Origin of the sequence: Limnobaculum parvum (assembly GCF_003096015.2) — a bacterium.
Lineage (GTDB): Bacteria > Pseudomonadota > Gammaproteobacteria > Enterobacterales > Enterobacteriaceae > Limnobaculum > Limnobaculum parvum.
Map to the genome: position 1 here is coordinate 70,060 of NZ_CP029185.2, position 21,601 is coordinate 91,660.

General features: G+C 52.0%; 1 protein-coding gene. It reads left to right on the forward strand.

Annotated features, from left to right (window positions below; all coding sequences use genetic code 11):
* Positions 1-771: 771 nt before the first annotated feature.
* Positions 772-21,498 carry an Ig-like domain-containing protein gene (locus HYN51_RS00095; RefSeq protein WP_108900981.1) on the forward strand — a complete coding sequence of 6,909 codons (20,727 nt, stop codon included), beginning with the start codon at positions 772-774 and terminating at the stop codon, positions 21,496-21,498.
* Positions 21,499-21,601 lie beyond the last annotated feature (103 nt).

The following is a 21,601-nucleotide window of genomic DNA, read 5'->3' on the forward strand; positions in this document are numbered from 1 at the left end:
CTTCCCTTTTTGTAGTTAAATGCCATCAAACAGGTAGTTTATTAGTCATTAATTATATTGCTTGCTAATTATTTATTTTTTAATTTATTATTAATTTTTATATTATTTACATTTTATGTTTTTTATTAAATTTATTTTTCATTCTTATTTTTAAATTACCATCCTTTAAATAGAGAATATTTGATTAAAAATCACGCTTTTTAGCGGCCTATTATTATTAATGTTAATATAATTACATTAATAATTAATTATGACATTATTATTCAATTGAATTATTATTATATTTGGTAGCTAATTGGTTAATATAGTTAATAATTTGGTTTTTTTGTTTTTTTAATTTGCTGATTTTTATTGATATTTTAACTTTTCTATAGATTGTCAGTGACTTGTGCAAGTTTTTTTAAATTTCAATAATTTTATCATTGGGTTATATTGATATCTCTGCGTGGTTAATACCATTCATCAGTTTGAATAACGTGACGAATAGTCATTAGTTATATGAAATTCATTTATGTCTTTTTATGCCAATCAATCTCCAAATAAAACCATCCTGAATAAAATTTTTGGTTTTCTTATCTAAAAAAATTATTCATAAAAGAATAAAAAACTTAATCTGATTTTACTAAAAATTCATTATGTCGATAAATGCGTTGCAATTGATGTAATATGTTTAATGAATGCGTGTTATTTAATTAAATCTTCACCTCTTAATTTTCTAGGGAGGCGCGAAAGATTTTAGGAAATATGTAAGGATAAAGGAGTTATTCTAGTATGAATACAAACGCCAGTTTATTGGTAAATACAGGAAGCGGCCCTTCTCAGGTAGTATCCCTCAACGTAGGTAAGCCCATCAAGATTAAGATTCAGCCGGGCAATAAATACCTCCTAAAGAATAAAGATGATAATTATGCACCAGAAAACGTCACTCTGCAGCGCAATGGTGACGATCTGTACGTTATTCTGGAAGGGGACACTACTCCGGCGATCGTTATTGAAGATTATTATGTATCCGGCGATAACACACCGTTATTAGGTATGGCGGAGGATGGTCAGGTATATGCCTATGTCATCACCGATGGTTCCGGTTTGGGTGATGGCTACCTGTTTAATGACGGTAGCTTTGCCCCCGCGGCTCTTGGCGGTATGCCAATGGGCGACGGTGCTTACCTGTTTGAAAATACGGAAGACAATGACTTTGGACTGCTGGCCTTATGGCCGTGGTTTCTGGGTGCTGCGGTTATTGGCGGTATTGTCGGTAATGCAATCTATGAGCATAACAAAGATGATGGTTCATCACCGTCGCCAACCCCGGCTTCTGTACCAACGCTGAGTGGCGCAACGGATGTGACCGGCGATATTACCGGCCCAATCTCTTACGGCTCAACCACAGATGAAACAAAACCAACCATTTTTGGTACCGGTGATGCCGGTAACACCATCACTATTTACGACAATGGTAAAGCGATTGGTTCTGCCGTTGTTGGTGCTGATGGCCAGTGGAGTTTCACACCAGAAACCGCGCTAAGCGAAGGTTCTCATAAAATCACCATCACTCAGACCAATCCTGAAGGCCAGACCAGCAGCCAGACGGATGATTTCACTTTCATCGTTGATACCGTAGCGCCAAACAAACCCTTGTTTGAAGCGCTGGACGATGTAGGTGCCATTCAAGGCACAATTGCGAACGGTGCAACCACCGACGATGCCCGCCCTGAATTCACTGGTAAAGGTGAAGTCGGCAGTACCATTACGATTTTCATTGATGGAAAAGAAGCGGGTAAAACCATCGTTGGTGCAAATGGCACTTGGAGCTGGACGCCAACCGCCGATCTGGCAGATGGTCACTATCAGGTTACTGTAACGGAAACTGATAAAGCCGGTAATACCAGCGCAACCTCTCCAACTTTCGATTTCAATGTCGACACTACTGCGCCCGATAAGCCACCGCGCCTTGAAGCCTACGATGATGTGGGTAGCAAGACCGGTCTGATTAGCAATGGTGAAATTACCGATGACGCTCGTCCTGAGTTTAAAGGCTGGGGTGAAGCCGGTAACACCATTATTATTTATGATAATAGCGATGGTGCTGGAAAAGAGATTGGCCGTGTTACTGTGGGTGACGACGGGACTTGGACATGGACGCCAGATTTTGATTTAGCGGACGGTAACCACAGCGTTACTTATACTCAAACGGATAAAGCGGGTAATGTCAGTGAGCCTTCCGACTCCCGTGACTTTATCGTTGACGTTTCAGGCGTTTCTGCACCCGACGGTCTTACCATCATGGATAATACCGGTGCTATCACGGGGCCTATTAAGGCCGGTGATAAAACCGATGAAACCAAGCCAGAGTTTTCAGGTAAAGGTACACCGGGCGGCATCATCACCATTTATGACAACGATGAGCCTATTGGCAGCGTAGTTGTTGGTGAAGACGGCAACTGGAGTCTGATCCCGGATGTGGCGCTGGAAGAGGGTAGTCACAGTATTACCACCACTGAAACCAGTAAATCAGGTAACGAGAGCGAACCTTCTGCTCCGATTGATTTTGTGGTGGATACCACACCTCCAACTAAACCAGAAATTGGCGGCGTCACCGATAACACCGGTGATAAGACTGGCCCAATCACCTCCGGTGAACCAACGGATGAAACCCGTCCGGAGTTCAGCGGTGAAGGTGAGCCGGGCAGCACCATTGTTATCAAAGACAAAGATGGCGAAATCATCGGCAGCTCCGTAGTCGACGAAGACGGTAAGTGGACCGTTAAGCCAGAGCAGCCATTAGGTGAAGGTTCTAACGAACTGGTTATCGTAGAAATCGACGAAGCCGGTAACGAGAGTGACCCGTCCGATCCGTTTGACGTGGTGGTGGATACCACACCTCCAACTAAACCAGAAATTGGCGGCGTCACCGATAACACCGGTGATAAGACCGGACCAATCACCTCCGGTGAACCAACGGATGAAACCCAGCCGGAGTTCAGCGGTGAAGGTGAACCGGGCAGCACCATCGTTATCAAAGACAAAGATGGCGAAATCATCGGCAGCTCCGTAATAGACGAAGACGGTAAGTGGACCGTTAAGCCAGAGCAGCCATTAGGTGAAGGTTCTAACGAACTGGTTATCGTAGAAATCGACGAAGCCGGTAACGAGAGTGACCCGTCCGATCCGTTTGAAGTGGTGGTGGATACCACACCTCCAACTAAACCAGAAATTGGCGGCGTCACCGATAACACCGGTGACAAGACTGGCCCAATCACCTCCGGTGAACCAACGGATGAAACCCGTCCGGAGTTCAGCGGTGAAGGTGAGCCGGGCAGCACCATTGTTATCAAAGACAAAGATGGCGAAATCATCGGCAGCTCCGTCGTAGACGAAGACGGTAAGTGGACCGTTAAGCCAGAGCAACCGCTGGAAGAAGGTTCTAACGAGCTGGTGATTGTTGAAATCGACGAAGCCGGTAACGAAAGTGACCCGTCCGATCCGTTTGAAGTGGTGGTGGATACCACACCTCCAACTAAACCAGAAATTGGCGGCGTAACCGATAACACCGGTGATAAGACTGGCCCAATTACCTCTGGTGAACCAACGGATGAAACCCAGCCGGAGTTCAGCGGTGAAGGTGAACCGGGCAGCACCATCGTTATCAAAGACAAAGATGGCGAAATCATCGGCAGCTCCGTAATAGACGAAGACGGTAAGTGGACCGTTAAGCCAGAGCAACCGCTGGGTGAGGGTTCTAACGAACTGGTTATCGTAGAAATCGACGAAGCCGGTAACGAAAGTGACCCGTCCGATCCGTTTGAAGTGGTGGTGGATACCACGCCTCCTTCTAAACCTGAAATTGGCGGCGTGACTGACAATACCGGTAATGTAACTGGCCCTATCTCCTCTGGTGAACCAACGGATGAAAAACAGCCGGAATTCAGCGGTGAAGGCGAACCGGGCAGCACCATTACTCTGAAAGATGAAGACGGCAACGTGCTGGGCACCGCGGTGGTGGATGAAGACGGTAAGTGGACCGTGAAGCCGGAGCAGCCGCTGGAAGAAGGTTCCAATAACCTGGTGATCACGGAAACCGATACGGCGGGTAACGAAAGCGATCCGTCGGATCCGTTTGACGTGGTGGTGGATACCATTGCGCCAGAAAAACCAACCATTGGTGGCGTCACCGATAACACCGGTAGTATCACTGGCTCAATTAATCCTGGCGATGTGACTGATGAAACCCGTCCGGAAATCACGGGTACCGGTGAACCGGGCAGCACTATCACCATCAAAGATGCAGAAACCGGCGAAGTACTGGGTACTTCAACCGTTGATGAAAATGGTAACTGGACCGTTAAGCCAGAGCAGCCGTTAGGCGAAGGCGAGCACAGTTTAGTGGTTACTGAAACCGATAAAGCGGGTAACGAAAGTGAGCCGTCCGATCCAATCGACTTTGAAGTGGATACTACCCCGCCGGCGAAACCGGAGTTAGGTAGTGTTATTGATAACGAAGGTGATATCACCGGCGCTATCAAACCGGGTGATGAAACCGACGATAAAACCCCAACCTTCACTGGTGAAGGCGAGCCGGGTAACACCATTACCGTTAAAGACGGTGATAAGGTGATTGGTACCGCTATCGTTGATGAAAACGGTGCGTGGAGCTTTACGCCAGAAACAGAGCTGAGCGATGGTTCACACAGCATTACCGTGACGGAAACCGACAAAGCGGGTAACGAAAGCGAACCGTCCGACAGCTTTGATTTTGTGGTGGATACCACCCCGCCAAATCCCGCTAATTTGTCTATTTCCGGCGTAATGGATAACTACGGTGAAATCACCGGTAATATCACCAATGGTGGTGCCACTGATGACAGTCGTCCGGTTATCAGCGGTACGGGTACCGCGGGCGATACTATCATTCTGTATGTGAACGACGGCACCGGTAACCATGAAATTGGCCGCGGTACGGTTGGTTCTGACGGTAAGTGGAGCATTCAGCCAGAAGCGCCATTACTGCCGGGCAGCAACCAGTTCACTGCGGTTGAAATGGATACTGCGGGCAATAAAACTGACCCAAGTAACTCATATACCGTAACGCTGGACGTTTCCCGTCCAAGCGAGCCGGTGATTGTTAACGTACTGGATAACGAAGGTGATGTGATTGGTCCATTGCAGAAAGGCGATGTGACTGACGATAACCAACCTACTATCACCGGTACTGCCGAAGCTGGCTACACCATCCGTATTTACGATGGCGCAACCCTGTTAGGTACGGCAACGGCTGACAGCAAAGGCGTCTGGACATTTACTCCGGATACCGCACTGGCGGACGGTAAGCACAACATTACCGCTACAGCCACCAGTCCTGTTGGTCAAACCAGCGATAAGTCCGGTATCTTCAACTTCGAAGTGGATACCAAAGCGCCTGACGCGGTGGAAAATCTGGTGGTGACCGATAACGTCGGTGATTATCAGGGCCCTCTGAGCAACGGCGATACCACCGATGACAGTACCCCAACCTTCAGCGGTAAAGCAGAACCGGGCAGCACCGTCACTGTCTATGACGATGGTAAAGTGCTGGGTACGGTGAAAGTTGACGGCGAAGGTAAGTGGACGTTTACCCCGGATTCAGCGCTGACTGATGGCGATCATAACTTCACCACCACCGTGACTGACAAAGCGGGTAACGTGAATCCAAACGGTCCGGGCCTGTCCCTGACGGTGGATACCTCAAACGATCCGGTCAGCATCACCGCATTAATCGATGATGTGGGTACCGTGACCGGCAATATCACCGCCAACGGCGTGACTGACGATACCCAACCGGAAATCACCGGTGAAGGTAAGCCAGGTGCCACCATCAAGGTGTACGATGGTTCAACCCTGCTGGGTGAAACTACGGTGAAAGCCAACGGCAGTTGGAGCTTCACGCCATCTACCGATCTGAGCGAAGGCGCGCACAGCATTACGGTCACCATGACTGATAAAGCCGGCAACCTGACCGGGCCAACGGCGGCGTTTGACTTTGCGGTGGATACCACTGCACCAACCATGCCGACCATTGATTCAGCCTTTGATGACGTGGGCAGCAAGCAAGGTTCATTAGCCAGCGGCAGCATGACCGATGACTCCACTCCAACCCTGAAAGGTACCGCAGAAAAAGGCAGCCTGGTCACCCTTTATGACAATGGTCAGTTCCTGAGCACCGTGACTGCGGATAATATCACCGGCGAGTGGAGCTTTACACCGTCTACCCCAATCAGCGAAGGTGAACACAAGTTCCATGTCACCGCCACCGATGCGGCGGGCAATACCAGCACACCATCTGCTGACTTTATCCTGACCACCGACTACACCGGTCCGGATGCCAGCAATCTGAAGATCACTGGTGTGGCGGATAACTACGGTGAAATCACCGGTAATATCGAAAACGGTAACGCCACCGATGACAGCCGTCCGACCATTCAGGGTACCGGTACCGCGGGCGACACTATCATTGTGTACGCACAGGATGCCACCGGTAACCATGTGATTGGTAGCACCATAGTGGGTGCGGACAATAAGTGGAGCCTGCAACCTGAGTCGCCATTACTGCCGGGTGAGAACAAATTCACCGCAGTAGAAATCGATCCGGTGGGTAACTTCACCGATCCAAGCGCCGAGTATGTGGTGACGCTGGATATGTCACGTCCAACCGAGCCAGTGATTGTGAACGTGCTGGATAACGTGGGTGACATCACCGGTGCATTGCAGAAAGGCGATGTGACGGATGATACCAAACCGGTTATCACCGGTACTTCAGAAGCAGGCTATCTGGTACGCATCTATGATGGTGCAACGCTGATTGGTTCCGCCACCGCGAACGAGAAAGGCGTCTGGACGTTTGAGCCAACCACGGCACTGGCAGAAGGCATGCACAACATTACTGCCACTGCGACCAGCCCGCTGGGACAGACCAGTAAACCTACCGGTATCTTCAACTTTGAAGTGGACACCAAAGCACCGAACTCGGTTGAAAACCTGCAAGTGTTCGACAACGTGGGTGAGAAGCAGGGTTACATTCTGGATGGCGATACCACCGATGACGCGACGCCAACCTTCAGCGGCAAAGCGGAACCGGGCAGCACGGTGACCATCTATGACAATGGCAATGCCATTGGTTCTGCCAAAGTAGACAGCAACGGTAACTGGTCATATACGCCGGACAGCAATCTGTCGGACGGTGAACATACCTTTACTACCTCTGTCACCGATAAAGCCGGTAACACCAACACTGATGGTCCGTCTCTGACTATCACCATCGATACCACTAACGTTGTGGTTAGCATTAGTGCGCTCATTGATGATGTGGGTGACAAGCAGGGCAATATCACACCAAACGGCGTGACCGACGATACTAAACCGGAAATCACCGGTGAAGGTAAAGCGGGCAGCACCGTAACCATCTATGATGGCTCTGTGAAGCTGGGTGAAACCACGGTGAAAGCCGACGGCACCTGGAGCTTTACGCCAACGACTCCACTGAAAGAAGGCGCGCATAGCATCACCGTGATTGCCAAAGATCAGGCGGGTAACACCAGCGATCGTACTTCTGTGTTCGAGTTCACTGTAGACACCACTGCGCCAACCATGCCGACCATCGAGTCAGCACAGGATGACGTGGGGACGAAACAGGGTACTCTGAACAATGGCGATAAGACCGATGACTCCACACCAAGCCTGACCGGTACCGCCGAGAAAGGCAGCGTGGTGAAGATCTATGATAATGGCGCGCTGTTAGGCTCAACGGTTGCTGACAGCACCACCGGCAAGTGGACCTTCACTCCGTCAACGCCAGTACCAGAAGGCGAGAACAAGTTCCATGTCACAGCCACGGATGCCGCCGGTAATACCAGCGTTCCATCTGCTGACTTCATTTTGACCACTGACTATACCCGTCCGGACGGCACTAACCTGTCGATTACCGGCGTGGACGATCAGGTCGGCGCTTACACCGGTAACGTAAAAGCGGGTGAAACCACCGATGATACCCGTCCAACCATCAGCGGTACCGGTACGGCCGGCGACACCATTATCGTTTATGTGAAAGACGGTTCCGGTGAGCGTGAAATTGGTCGTGCAACAGTGGATGAAAATGGTAACTGGAGTATGCGTCCGGCGACACCACTGGCGAAAGGCGCCAACGAGTTCACCGTGGTGGAAATGGATCCGGTCGGCAACACCACCGATCCAAGCGCACCGTATGCGATTGTTATCGACAACTCCAAACCTCAACCGCCAGTGATTGAAACGGTAGACGATAACGTAGGCCCGGTAACCGGCGCGCTGCAAAAAGGTGATGTGACCGACGACGCCACGCCAACCCTGAAGGGTACCGCAGTAGCCAACGGCATTGTGACCATCTACAACAACGGTAACGTGATTGGCTCTGCTCAGGTGGATGATAAAGGTAACTGGACGTTTACCCCGGATACGGCGCTGGCAGACGGTAAATATAACATTACCGTGACGGCCACCAGCCCGGTCGGTCAGGTCAGCGATCCAACCGGTATCTTCAACTTTGAAATTGATACCACGGCACCGGGTGCAGTCGAAAACCTGTTGATCAGCGATAACGTGGGCGCCTATCAGGGTCCGTTGAAAGACGGCGATATCACCGATGACAACACCCCAACCTTTAGTGGTAAAGCGGAAGCGGGCAGCACGGTATCTGTCTATAACGACGGCAATCTGCTGGGTACCGCCAAGGTGGATACCAATGGTAACTGGAGCTTTACGCCAAGTTCACCATTAGCGGACGGTGACTACAAGTTCACCACCACGGTGACGGATAAAGCGGGTAACACCGGTGATGAAACGCCGTTAGTGAACATTAAGGTGGATACCACCGGTCAGCAAGTTTCACTGGATAAACTGGTGGATAACGTCGGTGATATCACCGGCAATATCTCGCAAAATGGTGTGACTGACGATACACGTCCGGAAATCGTGGGTACCGGTAAACCAGGCAGCATCATCAACGTGTACGATGGTTCTACTCTGCTGGGCTCCACCACCGTCAATGCCGATAAGAGCTGGAGCTTCACTCCGACCACCGATCTGGGTCAGGGCAGCCACAGTATCACCGTGACGGCCACCGATCTGGCAGGTAATACCACCGAACCGACTTATGCGTTTGAATTTACTATCGATACGCTAGCGCCGAACCAACCAACCATTGAATCGGCGAAGGATGACGTGGGTACCATTCAGGGCACGCTGACTAATGGTGCAGCGACCGATGACCCGACACCAACCCTGACCGGTAAAGCCGAGAAGGGCAGCATCGTTAAAGTGTATGACGGCGATGCGCTGTTAGGCTCTGTAGTCGCGGATGATATCACCGGTCAGTGGACCTTTACGCCAACCTCGCCATTAGTGGAAGGTGAGCATAAGTTCCATGTCACGGCGACCGATAAAGCAGGCAACGTGAGTCTGCCATCGGCTGACTTCGTACTGACCATGGACTTCAGCGGTCCGGATAGCAGCAAGCTGTCTATCACTGGTGTGGATGACCAGGTGGGTGCGGTCACCGGCAATGTGAAACCGGGCGACACTACCGACGATACCCGTCCAACCCTCAGCGGTACCGGTACGGCTGGCGATACCATTATTGTCTACGTGAAAGATGGCTCGGGTAATCGTGAGATTGGCCGTACTACCGTGGACAGCGAAGGTAACTGGACATTACGTCCGGCCTCTCCGCTGGTGAAAGGTGCTAACGAGTTCACTGCGGTAGAAATGGATCCAGTGGGTAATGCCACCGATCCAAGTGCGCCGTATGCGATTGTGGTAGACAGTTCTAAACCACAGCCACCAGTGATTGAAACCATTGAAGACAACGTGGGCTCAATCACCGCACCGTTGCAGAAAGGCGATGTGACCGATGACAACACGCCAACCCTGAAGGGTACGGCCGTGGCTAACGGTACGGTGACCATCTACAACAACGGTAACGCGATTGGTTCGGCCAAAGTTGATGACAAAGGTAACTGGAGCTTTACTCCGGAGCCTGCACTGGCCGACGGTAAATACAGCATCACTGCCGATGCCACCAACAGCGTGGGTCAGACCAGTGATAAGACCGGTGCCTTTGACTTTACTGTCGATACCACGGTGCCAGGTGCGGTAGAAAACCTGTTGATCAGCGATAACGTGGGCGCGTATCAGGGTCCGTTGAAAGACGGCGATACTACCGATGACAACACCCCAACCTTCAGCGGTAAAGCCGAAGCGGGTGGTATGGTGTCGGTGTACAACGACGGTAAATTGCTGGGTACGGCGAAAGTGGGTACCGACGGTACCTGGAGCTTTACCCCAAGCACACCGTTGCCGGATGGTAGCTACAAGTTCACCACTACCGTAATGGATAAAGCGGGTAACGTGGGTGATACCAGCCCGATTGTGAATATCACGGTGAATACCGATAAGGTTGAAGTCAGTCTGGATAAACTGATTGATGACGTGGGCGATATCACCGGGCCGATTGCACAAAACGGCATCACCGACGATACGCGTCCGGAAATCACCGGTACCGGTAAAGCGGGCAGCATCATCAAAGTGTACGATGGCGCGACTCTGCTGGGCTCCACTACCGTGAACGCCGATAAGAGCTGGAGCTTCACTCCGACCACCGATTTAGGTCAGGGCAAGCACAGCATTACCGTGACCGCCACCGATCAGTCCAACAACACCACCGATCCAACCTCGGCGTTTGAGTTCACTATCGATACGGTAGCACCGACTCAGCCAACCATTGAATCGGCCAAGGATGACGTAGGCTCTATTCAGGGCACCTTGACCAATGGCGCCGCGACTGATGACCCAACACCAACCCTGACCGGTAAAGCCGAGAAGGGCAGCATCGTTAAGGTATATGACGGCGATGCGCTGTTAGGCTCTGTGGTGGCTGATGCGACCACCGGCCAGTGGACCTTTACCCCAACGTCACCGCTGGGTGAAGGTGAGCATAAGTTCCATGTGACCTCAACGGATGCGGCGGGCAACGTGAGTCTGCCATCCGCTGACTTCGTGCTGACCATGGACTTCACCGGTCCGGATGCCAGCAAGCTGTCAATCGTGGGTGTGGACGATCAGGTGGGTGCGGTCACCGGTAACGTGAACCCGGGTGACACCACTGACGATACCCGTCCAACCCTCAGCGGTACCGGTACGGCCGGTGACACCATTATCGTGTACACCAAAGACAGCAGTGGCAACCGTGAAATTGGTCGCACCACCGTTGATAAAGACGGTAACTGGACATTACGTCCAGAATCTCCACTGGTGAAAGGCGCCAACGAATTCACCGCGGTGGAAGTGGATCCAGTGGGTAATGCCACCGACCCAAGCGCACCATATGCAGTCGTTGTGGACAGCTCTAAACCTCAGCCGCCGGTTATTGAAACGGTGGAAGATAACGTGGGCTCGATTACAGCACCGCTGCAAAAAGGTGATGTGACCGATGACAACACGCCAACCCTGAAGGGTACAGCGGTAGCCAACGGCACGGTCACTATCTACAACAACGATGTGAAGATTGGTACGGCAAAAGTTGACGACAAGGGGAACTGGAGCTTTACCCCTGAGCCTGCACTGGCTGACGGTAAGTACAATATTACTGCCGATGCCACCAACAGCGTGGGTCAGACCAGTGATAAGACCGGTATCTTTGACTTTACCGTCGATACCACGGCGCCGGGTGCGGTAGAAAACCTGCTGATCAGCGATAACGTGGGTACCTATCAGGGTCCGTTGAAAGACGGCGACACCACCGATGACAACACCCCAACCTTCAGCGGTAAAGCGGAAGCGGGCGGTACGGTGTCGGTGTATAACGACGGCAACCTGCTGGGTACGGCTAAAGTGGGTACCGACGGTACTTGGAGCTTCACCCCAAGCACGCCGCTGCCGGATGGTAGCTACAAGTTCACCACCACGGTAACGGATAAGGCGGGTAACACCGGCGATGCCACTCCGGTAGTGAACATTACGGTTAACACCGAAACCGTTGAAGTCAGCCTAGATAAACTGATTGATGACGTGGGCGATATCACCGGGCCGATTGCACAAAACGGCGTGACCGATGATGTGCGTCCGGAAATCACCGGTACCGGTAAAGTGGGTAGCATCATCAAGATTTATGATGGTGCCACCCTGCTGGGTTCTACCACTGTCAATGCAGATAAGAGCTGGAGCTTTACGCCTTCTTCCGATCTGTCTCAGGGCAAGCACAGTATCACCGTGACGGCCACCGATCAGTCCAATAACACCACCGACCCAACCTCGGCGTTTGAGTTCACGGTTGATACCGTGGCACCAAATGCACCGACCATTGAATCGGCGAAAGATGACGTGGGTGCCATTCAGGGCACGCTGACCAATGGCGCGGCCACCGATGACCCGACGCCAACCCTGACCGGTAAAGCCGAGAAGGGCAGCATCGTTAAGGTATACGACGGCGATGCGCTGTTAGGCTCTGTGGTGGCCGATGACACCACCGGCCAGTGGACCTTTACCCCGACTTCACCGCTGGGTGAGGGTGAGCATAAGTTCCATGTGACCTCAACGGATGCGGCAGGCAACGTGAGTCTGCCATCGGCTGACTTCGTGCTGAATATGGACTTCACCGGTCCGGATGCCAGCAAGTTGTCTATCTCTGGTGTGGATGACCAAGTGGGTGCGGTCACGGGTAACGTGAACCCGGGCGACACCACCGATGACACCCGTCCAACCGTCAGCGGTACCGGTACCGCCGGTGACACCATTATTGTCTATGTGAAAGACGGTACCGGTAATCGTGAGATTGGCCGTACCACCGTTGATAAAGACGGTAACTGGACGCTGCGTCCTGAATCACCGCTGGTGAAAGGTGCTAACGAGTTCACTGCGGTAGAAATGGATCCCGTGGGTAACGCCACCGACCCAAGTGCACCGTATGCGATTGTGGTAGACAGCTCTAAACCACAGCCGCCGGTGATTGAAACCATTGAAGACAACGTGGGCTCAATTACTGCACCGTTGCAGAAAGGCGATGTGACCGATGACAACACGCCAACCCTGAAAGGTACCGCTGTGCCAAACGGCACCGTGACCATCTACAACAACGATGTGGCGATTGGTACGGCGAAAGTTGACGACAAAGGTAACTGGAGCTTTACCCCTGAGCCTGCGCTGGCGGACGGTAAGTACAACATTACTGCCGACGCCACCAACAGCGTGGGTCAGACCAGTGATAAGACCGGTGCTTTCGACTTTACGGTCGATACCACACCTCCGGGTGCGGTAGAAAACCTGTTGATCAGCGATAACGTAGGCGCGTACCAGGGGCCGTTGAGAGACGGCGACACCACCGATGACAACACCCCGACCTTCAGCGGTAAAGCCGAAGCGGGCGGTACGGTGTCGGTGTACAACGACGGTAACCTGATTGGTACGGCGAAAGTCGGTACCGACGGTACCTGGAGCTTCACCCCAAGCACGCCGCTGCCGGATGGAAGCTACAAGTTCACCACTACCGTGATGGATAAAGCCGGTAACGTGGGCGATAGCTCGCCGGTAGTCAACATTACCGTTAATACCGAAGGTGTCACCGTCAGTCTGGATAAACTGATTGATGACGTGGGCGATATCACCGGGCCAATTGCACAAAATGGCGTGACCGACGATACCCGTCCGGAAATCACCGGTACCGGTAAAGCGGGCAGCATTATCAAAGTGTACGATGGCGCGACCCTGCTGGGCTCCACCACCGTGAACGCCGATAAGAGCTGGAGCTTCACCCCGACCACCGATTTAGGTCAGGGCAAGCACAGCATTACCGTGACGGCCACCGATCAGTCCAACAACACCACCGATCCAACTTCGGCGTTTGAGTTCACTATCGATACGGTAGCACCGACTCAGCCGACCATTGAATCGGCGAAGGATGATGTGGGCTCGGTTCAGGGCACGTTAACTAACGGCATGGCAACGGACGATCCGACGCCAACCCTGACCGGTAAAGCCGAGAAGGGCAGCATCGTTAAGGTATATGACGGTGATGCACTGTTAGGCTCGGTGGTAGCGGATGACACCACCGGCCAGTGGACCTTTACCCCAACGTCACCACTGGGTGAAGGTGAGCATACGTTCCATGTGACCTCAACGGATGCGGCGGGCAACGTGAGTCTGCCATCCCCTGACTTCGTGCTGGAGATGGACTTCACCGGTCCGGATGCCAGCAAGCTGAAGATCACCGGCGTGGACGATCAGGTGGGTGCAGTCACCGGTAACGTGAATCCGGGCGAGACCACCGATGACACCCGTCCAACCCTCAGCGGTACCGGTACGGCCGGTGACACCATTATCGTGTACACCAAAGACAGTACGGGTAATCGTGAGATTGGCCGCACTACGGTGGATAAAGACGGTAACTGGACACTGCGTCCTGAGTCTCCGCTGAATAAAGGTGCTAACGAGTTCACCGCAGTGGAAGTGGATCCAGTGGGTAACGCCACCGATCCAAGTGCGTCTTATACCATTACGCTGGATATTGGTAAGCCAAATCCACCGGTGATTGAGACCATTGAAGACAACGTGGGCTCTATCACGGCACCATTGCAGAAAGGCGACGTGACCGATGACAACACGCCAACCCTGAAGGGTACGGCAGTGGCCAACGGCACCGTGACTATCTACAACGACGGCAACGTCATGGGTACGGCCAAAGTTGACGACAAAGGTAACTGGAGCTTTACGCCAGAGACGCCGTTGAAAGACGGTACCTATAACATCACTGCGGATGCCACTAACAGCGTGGGTCAGACCAGTGATCCGACCGGTATCTTCGACTTTACCGTGGATACCACGCCTCCGGGCGCGGTAGAGAACCTGCTGATCAGCGATAATGTCGGTACCTATCAGGGTCCGTTGAAAAACGGCGATGTGACCGATGACAACACCCCGACCTTCAGCGGTAAAGCGGAAGCGGGCGGTACGGTGTCGGTGTACAACGACGGTAACCTGCTGGGTACGGCGAAAGTGGGTACCGATGGTACCTGGAGCTTTACGCCAAGCACGCCACTGCCGGATGGTAGCTACAAGTTCACCACCACGGTCACGGATAAAGCGGGTAACACCGGCGATGCCACACCGGTTGTGAACATTACGGTCAATACTGAAGGTGTTGAAGTCAGTCTGGATAAATTGATTGATAACGTGGGTGATATCACCGGGCCGATTGCACAAAACGGCGTAACCGACGATACGCGTCCGGAAATCACCGGTACCGGTAAAGCGGGCAGCATCATCAAGGTCTACGATGGCGCGACCCTGTTAGGTTCAACCACCGTGAATCCGGATAAGAGCTGGAGCTTCACCCCGACCACCGATTTAGGTCAGGGCAAGCACAGCATTACCGTGACGGCCACCGATCAGTCCAACAACACCACCGATCCGACTTCGGCGTTTGAGTTCACTATCGATACGGTAGCACCAACTCAGCCGACCATTGAATCGGCGAAGGATGATGTGGGTACGGTTCAGGGCACGCTGACTAACGGTATGGCGACCGATGACCCAACACCAACCCTGACCGGTAAAGCCGAGAAGGGCAGCATCGTTAAGGTGTATGACGGCAGTGCGCTGTTAGGCTCGGTGGTAGCGGATGACACCACCGGTCAGTGGACCTTTACCCCAACGTCACCGCTGGGTGAAGGTGAGCATACGTTCCATGTGACCTCAACGGACGCCGCGGGCAACGTGAGCATGCCATCCGCTGATTTCGTGCTGGAGATGGACTTCACCGGTCCGGATCTCAGCAAGCTGAAGATCACCGGTGTGGACGATCAGGTGGGTAACGTCACGGGTAACGTTGACGACGGTGAGTTCACCGACGACAGCCGTCCAACCATCAGCGGTACCGGTACGGCGGGTGACACGATTTATGTCTATGTCTCCCATGAGTCAGGTGCTGATGTTCTGCTGGGTACCGCTAAGGTAAATGATCAGGGTACCTGGACCTTCCGTCCGGAGAATGCGCTGGCCGAAGGCAGCAATAAGTTCACTGCTTACGAACGCGATCCGGTTGGCAACGAAGTGGGACCAAGTAACGATTACACCGTGACGTTGGATGGTACTCCGTCAGTTGCTCCAACGCTGGATAAGGTTATTGATGACGTGGGCGCAATCACGGGCGAACTGAAGAGCGGCGACGTGACTGACGATACCAAACCGACCTTCGAAGGTACGGCATCGGCAGGCAGCACCATTCATGTGTACGACGGCACCACACTGTTGGGTACGGCTAAGGCTGACAGCAATGGTAAGTGGACGTTTGAACCATCAACGGCGCTGAAAGACGGTACGCACGACATCACCTTCACCGCGACTTCACCAATTGGTCAGGTGAGCGATCCAAGCGATGTGTTTGTCATTGAAGTGGATACCAAGGTACCGGCTCCGGTAGAAAGCCTGCTGATTACCGATAACGTTGGTGATTATCAGGGTGAACTGAAAAATGGCGATACCACTGATGATGCAACACCAACCTTCAGCGGTCAGGCCGAAGCGGGCAGCATTGTCACCATCTACAACGATGGCGTGGCAATTGGTTCTGCGAAAGTGGGTGAGAACGGAAGTTGGTCGTTCACTCCGGATACCGATCTGCCGGATGGTAACTACAAGTTCACCACCACGGTTACCGACAAAGCGGGTAACGAAGGTGCACCAACACCCGTGGTTAACATCACCATTGATACCAGCATCCTGATCGTTAAGATCGACAACCTTATCGATGATGTGGGTACGGTAACCGGCGATATTCTGCCAAACGGCATTACTGATGACCTGCGTCCGGAAATCGTGGGTACCAGCAGCAAGCCAGGCAGTATCGTTACTATCTATATCGATGGTGTGAATCAGGGAACGGTCACGGTGAAAGCCGACGGCACCTGGAGCTATACGCCAACCACCGACCTGGGTCAGGGTGAGCATAAAGTCACGGTGACAGCGAAGGATTCATCAGGCAACGTCACTGATATGAGTCCGGAATTTATCTTCACTATCGATAACATTCCACCGACTCTGCCAACCATTGATAAAGCCGTGGATAACGTCGGCGATGTCACCGGCGATATGAACTCTGGTGCGTTTACCGATGATAAGACCCCAACCCTGCACGGTACCGGCGAGAAGGGCAGCTTAATCACCATCTATGATGAGAATGATCAAGTGCTGGGTAGCGTATTGGTTAACGATCAAGGTAAGTGGAGCTACGAGTTACCAGAGCAGGCTGAGGGTCGTCATGACTACTACGTCATTTCATCTGATAAAGCGGGTAACGCCAGTGCGCCATCTGCTGATTTCATCCTGAATATTGACGATACCCCACCAGTTGCAGCGGTGGTAATTGAAGGGTACCACGATGATGTTGGCACCAATAAGGGGCTGATACTGGGTAGTGGCACCTCCACCGATGATACCTCTCCGATATTGAAAGGTACCTGGAGTGGCGATCTTGACAGTACCGATGTCATCCAGATTTATCAGAATGGCATTCTACTGGGCATCGCAACGGTCGATCTGGTTAATCGTTCATGGACATTTGCGGTAAGCGGGCTGGTTAATACAAACACCTATACCTTTACTGCCGTTGCCGTTGACGTTGCCGGAAACAAGGCCGCTATTTCACCGGACTTCTTGTTGACCATTGATTTGGATCCGCCAACGCAGACCATTGATATCCTCAACTACTCCGATGATGTTGGTCTGTCACAAGGTAAGTTTGGTACCAATACGACAACCGATGACCGTACTCCAACGCTGAACGGAACCATCAGTGCTCCTCTGGAGGAAGGTGATGAAGTACGCATTTACGATGTTGCCACCGGTTTAATGCTGGGTACGGCAACAGTACATGCGGACAACGTTTCCTGGAGTTTCGACCCCTCTGCGTTGAAAGATGATATGACCTATACCTTCCGTGCGGTTGTGGCGGATAAGGCGGGTAACGAAGGGACGGTGTCCAATAACTTCGTAATATCAATTGACCTGACGGTGGTGATTAACGTTCAGGATACGCTGGATACCACACCAATTATCACGGGTTCCACCGGCTTTGCTATTTTGCCGGGCGAATACCTTGAAGTAACGGTGAACGGTAAGAAATACAGCTCGCAGAACGGTAGCGTGGTGATCGATTTCCGTAACAACACATGGTATGTCCAGATCCCGGACAGCGATGCGTTGCCTATCGGAAAATATGACGTGAAAGCCGTGCTATATGATGTTTATGGTGCAAGCATCACTAATGACGATACGCTCAATGAGCTTACCGTATCGCCAACATCTACCGTTACGGTAGGTGCGGGTGGCGGCGATCCAAACCAGAAAGCGACAGCAGTTACGCTGAGTGAAAATGGTACATGGCGTATCCATAGTAACCAGGCCATGCTGGAATCGAAGGCAACTTCGTCGTCATCATTGGGTGATTTCACAGTAACTAAACTGGTCAGTAACACCGGTACCGGGTACGACGCGAATAACTACGTACAGAACGCCACCTTTATGGACTATAACCGTGATGGTCTGATGGATCTGTTTGCTATAGATAGTAACTATAACGACGGTCAGCAGATGTTCTTCTACAACGGTTCTACCTATGTAGCATACCAAGTGGGGGCAAACACCAACACGGCTCAGTCCGGCGACTTTGCCGGTGATGCGGGTACTGATGGTAGTGCCAACACCTGGAGCTGGTACGGCGGCATCATCGCTATTGATAAAGACGGCGACGGTTATGTTGATATGATCAACGGTGACCAGACGCCTAACGACAGTGCTATTCGTGGTGGTTATGGCTCGCAGATCGTACTGAATAATGACGGTACGATCGCTGGTATGAGCAAAGATGGTACGTTTGCAACGGACTATGCGGCCAACGCTTCGCACCAACCAATCGGGCTGGATCAGTCACAACCTGATATGGAACTGTCCGGTGTGGACATCAACAACGATGGTATTGTTGACTTTGTGATGCACAGTCAGAACATCGTTGCGGATGGCTCACGTATCGATAAGGACGGCGCAACCAATAGTTCAGCAGCGCGGAGTACCGATAACGCCCGTCTGGTGGTGGTTAACGGCACGAACAACGGAAACTGGAAGGTCACTCAGATAGTTGAGAACGTGTTCCAGCGCGGCTCGGATGATGACCCGAATATTGGTAACGGTGTAGCCATGACCTGGGCCGACTTTAACGGCGACGGTATGATGGACTTGTTCCTAGGCCGGGGAAGTGCCAGCACCACCAACTCTGGTGCCGCTTCAGGCACCAACGCGGCGCAGCACGCCAGTCGGATCTACTTCAACGACGGTACCGGCAAACTGGTGTTCAGCGATCCGAACAACGACGGTATTGGCAACCCGACTGCGGCGGGAATGTACACCTTTAATGATACTTTGGCAGGCGGTGCCTCTATTGCGCTGGATTGGAACCACGATGGTAAGGTCGATGTTATCGAACTGCCGGGTATGGGAAATTCAGGGGGGATGTCTAACAATACCGCATCCGGGCCGGTTAACCTGTATACCAATACCTCAACGGGTGGCACAACGAGCTTTACCACCACAAATATGCTTACTCAGGTTGGTAAGTCGACAATTGGTGGTACGAGCACCTCGCAGCAAGTCACTGGTGCTATCGCCATTGATATTGACTGGGACGGCGACCGTGACCTGTTAGTGTTCACTAACGGTGGTGTTACTACCTACATTGAAAACAAAAATGACGTTAGTTACGGCACGGCTATCCACCTGCGTATTCTGGATGCGGGCGGTATTAACTCCCTGTATGGCAACACGGTACAACTGATTGATGAGGCCACAGGCCAAGTGGTTTCCACTCAAATCATCAACCCGCAGTCCGGTAACCAGACGAACGACAGTACGGCGATTGTTGACTTCTATAATCTGGATGCCAGCAAGTCGTACAGTGCAGTCATCCTGCGTTCAGAGAAGGGGGCAGTAGCCAACGTGGGTGGTGTAGCCAGTGTGGGCAACACGACCGTTCAGAACGTCAACAAAGCATGGGCTGGATTGAAGGCAGAAGAGGCTAACCATGCCTATGTGCTGACTACTGAGTCTGAAACCAACGTTGCGAACGCCAGCGGCAACGGCGGCACCAACAAGACGGGTATTGTGGGAACCGGCTACAACGATACATTCTTTGCCACTCAGGGTAATGATTTGTATAACGGCGCAGGCGGTACTACAGAGATATCCGGCGTTAAGTCTTGGAGTGATACTGGCGGTCTGGACATCGTTGACTACAAGCTGGCGGGCAATACAGCGCTGACCATCGATCTGAGCAAGACGACTATGCAGAATACCGGTTTCGGTAATGCACAGTTTGTGAATATCGAAGGGATCGCTGGCGGTGGCGGTAACGACACCTTTACCAGTGGCAATGCAGCAACTAACTACTTTGATGGTCGCGGTGGCGATGACACCTTCCATCTTGGTAGTAAAGGTCAGGATACGCTGATGTATAAGTCGCTGAGTCTGTCAGCCAATAATGGTGGCAACGGTCGCGATACGGTCTATAACTTCGCCATTGGTACCGTAGAAGCAACACCAAATGCTGACATCATTGATGTAAGCGATCTGTTGGTTGGTTACAAAGCGGATGCTGACGGTGCGGCTCACTATATCAATGGTGTTGCAACCATTGATGCCGGTGACCGAATTACTCAGTACCTTTCTGTTACTTACAGTGGTAGTGACACGATTCTGTCTATTGACCGTGATGGTGACGGCTCAGCTTATAGCAGTACTGAGTTGCTGACATTGAAAGATACCAAAGCGACACTGGAAGAGCTGTTAGCTAACCATCAGATAACCATCGACAGTGGAAATGTGTCTGCGACCACCAGCGAATTCCAAGCTATTACGCAAATGTTTACTGCGGGTAACGACATCATGTTCGGTACCGAGCGGGAAGACATTCTGCTGGGCGGACTGGGCAACGACACCTTTATCGGCATCGGTAAAGGGGATCAGGTATCGGGTGGTGACGGTAACGACATCATGAAGATTATCTCTACAGACTTCGCTTCAATCTCTGGTGATGAGGGCATTGATACCCTGATCCTAGATACTCGTGGCGAACTGTTAGACCTGAGTGCGTTGAAAGACAAGTTGAGCTCAATGGAGATCTTCGATATGGGCAACGGTGGCAACACCATGAACGTATCGCTGGAAGATGTCCTGCGACTGGGATCAGAAGAACTGGCAATTAACAGTGGCAATAAAGCGATTGTGGTCAACGGCGAAGCCGGTAGCACCCTGCAGTTAGAAGGGACTGACGGTCAGTGGACGATGTCGCAAAGCAATTACCAGTATCAAGGAAACACTTATAACGTCTGGACTATGGGCGCCTCAGGAATTGAGGTGCTGGTCGAGAACACGGTGAATCCGGTCATCCTGTAATGGCTTAACCGAAGGACTGCCGCAAGGCAGTCCTGTCGGAACACTGATTAATTTACCAATAACTGAATAACCCAGGAGTAAATATGTTTAGGGAAAACAAGGG

What these genes read in the sequence shown, in the direction of transcription:
- HYN51_RS00095 (WP_108900981.1), top strand. Translation starts at nt 772, where the DNA reads ATGAATACAAACGCCAGTTTATTGGTAAATACAGGAAGCGGCCCTTCT.